The following is a 2,386-nucleotide window of genomic DNA, read 5'->3' as shown; positions in this document are numbered from 1 at the left end:
ACATTGCATATACTTATTCGTGTATTAAGTAATGGAGGATTTGATATGAGGGTATTTATCTTATTTTTATTAACAATGTTTTTAGGGCTATTAATCTTTCTGAAACTGGAGATGAATGAAGCCACTAAAGCTTCCAAAACCGCAACAAATGAATATACCACCCAAGAATATATGATTACTGACATAGATGATTCAGGTTATTACGGGAAGGAAGATAGCGGTAAAACCATTTACTTTAAAAAAGAACATCTCCCATCCGGACAAAAACTTAAACTCGAGGATATTGTAGTCATTTATTTTGTAAAAGATGAAAGAAAAGATGGGCTTGTTAAAGTGGAGAAAAAATAAGGAGCATGCTGGGGGCATGCTCCATTTTCCTTGCTTACTTTTTAGTAATACTATCTCAGTGCTCTCTGTTCCATTAGTTTTTCTGCAATCGCAGTAGTCAGCTCTTCACCGCTTTTTGGGAGTGAATTTTTCATCACAGCATTCATCACCGACGCCAAAGCACCTTCTGCGACCATTTCCAAATAGCCTGTCATTTTTGTTCTGCTTTTATTCAATGCCTCTGCTTTAAAGTACCCATTCCCTGTCAGGTTTTCATTAATACCCTTCAAATCGAAGGTCACCATCGTCGGCTCAATCCATTCCTTTATCGTGACATGCAAACTGATTTTCTTCTTAAGGATTCCAACAGTTTCTTTGAAGGTCCAATTTGATTCATGTTCTCTCAGTTTTTCATGATTTATGTAGCCAGGCAATAACGGGGCCCAATTATCCATATCTTTTACGAAATCCCAAACTTCTTCAATTGGGATATCCATCGTAATTTCGTGCATTCCAACCGGCATCATAATCTCTCCTTTTTGATGGTCTTTTAGAGATATATGTTTGGACGGATGAATTATACTTTGTCCAACTGATGTTTGTTAAGTGTTTACCCCTTAATAGCGTGCGGAAACAGCCATAGCGTGGAATAGAGTATTTTCAGCTAACAAGTCATATGCTGAGCCCATTTGTCATTTCGTATCCATATACGAAATATTCAATCGTTTCAAGTTCCTCCAATAGTGAAAGTGTACGCTCGATTGTGTAATTTCTTTTTTCAGAAAAAATATCAGGGTAAATGCTGTCACCTAGGAAGAGGATTTTATCTTCTTTAATATAAACAACAACTGAATCATACGCATGATCTCCGCCAACATGCTTTACAATGCATGTAACTCCTCCTAAATGAATTTCCAGTTTGTCTTCAAACGTCATTTCAGAAAGAGTGATTTTAATATCTACTGTTCAAGAGCATCATTTAAAAACGACTTTAGTCGCTCCTGATACTCTTCTTCCGCAATCGTATATGCCTCTGTATGGCCTGCACCTGGGACGATCCACAAGTCCTTCTTGCTTGTGGCCATTTCAAAAATACGCTGAGCCATTTCAGTTGGGACAAGCTCATCCTTATCACCATGAATAATAAATAAAGGAAGCTTGTTTTTTTTAACACTCTCGAGTGCAGACGCCTCGCCAAACGAATAGCCAGCTCTTAAATTTGTAATCGCACTCGTCACCTGCATAACAGGAAATGCTGGCAGATGATAAAGATAATTCAATTGATGGGATAGTTCTTCAAGGACTGTTGTATAGCCGCTGTCCGCAATAATCCCTTTCACTTGAGGCGGCAGCTTTTCACCGCTGGTCATCAGTACAGTTGACGCTCCCATCGAAAACCCATGAAGAAAAATAGCATCTTCTTTCTTCTTATCTACTAAAAATTGAACCCACTGTACATAATCTATGCGGTCATGCCAGCCATAGCCAATATACTCTCCCTCGCTCAGTCCGTGCCCTCTTGCATCGGGTTTAAGAATGTCATAGCCTAGCTCATAATAATATTTAGTGATTCCTGGCATTTGTTCACTGTTCCCTTTATATCCATGTGCCAGAATGACAGCTTTTCCGTTTGAATGTTCATTTTTTAAAAATCGCGCTTTTAATTTCAAGCCATCTTCAGACTCAATCTCGACAATGTCAAAAGTCTGCTGATCTGTCCATTTCATGACCTCTTCCAGTTTAGCCTGCTGCTCATCTTCACTAAGCAAACCAGCCGCTGCGACACTTTCCCCGCCACCATGAAGATCGACCGCTTCATGGCTTCGATTAATGGCTACATTGTAAAAATAATTCCCTGCCGCTAGTAAGCTAATGATAATTAAAATCACAATACTACTGGAAATCCAAATAATACGCTTCTTCAAATACAAATCCCCTTTTCGACCTAGTTTTCTATGTATTTTAAAAATATTTTACCAGATACGAAGTCAAAAAAGACCACGGGTTGGAATTTCCTTTAAATAAAGAAATTCCTTATTTTGTTAGAGAAGTATTTTTC

Annotated in this window: 3 protein-coding genes and 1 pseudogene; 1 reads left to right on the top strand and 3 read right to left on the bottom strand. The window is 38.3% G+C overall.

Features of this window, described 5'->3' with window-relative positions:
* A partial coding sequence (locus WB217_RS03525) for a hypothetical protein (protein ID WP_423990687.1) occupies positions 1–348 on the top strand: 348 nt, incomplete at its 5' end.
* A gap of 50 nt (positions 349–398) precedes the next feature.
* Here WB217_RS03525 and WB217_RS03520 read toward each other — a convergent pair.
* The 3 genes and pseudogenes from WB217_RS03520 to WB217_RS03510 form a co-directional block, all read right to left on the bottom strand.
* A complete protein-coding gene (locus tag WB217_RS03520) occupies positions 399–851 on the bottom strand; it encodes a CoxG family protein (RefSeq protein WP_423990685.1) in 453 nt (150 codons plus the stop codon).
* Positions 852–1,032: 181 nt separating this feature from the next.
* Positions 1,033–1,287: pseudogene (locus tag WB217_RS03515) on the bottom strand (MBL fold metallo-hydrolase); the annotation flags it as partial.
* Positions 1,287–2,252 carry an alpha/beta hydrolase gene (locus WB217_RS03510; protein WP_423990683.1) on the bottom strand — a complete coding sequence of 322 codons (966 nt, stop codon included), beginning with the start codon at positions 2,250–2,252 and terminating at the stop codon, positions 1,287–1,289. The gene WB217_RS03510 and the pseudogene WB217_RS03515, both read right to left, overlap by 1 nt.
* Positions 2,253–2,386: the final 134 nt, after the last annotated feature.

Source organism: Mesobacillus sp., assembly GCF_049588175.1.
In the GTDB taxonomy this organism is placed as follows: Bacteria; Bacillota; Bacilli; order Bacillales; family Cytobacillaceae; genus Mesobacillus.
This window is presented reverse-complemented; position numbering and strand designations above follow the sequence as displayed.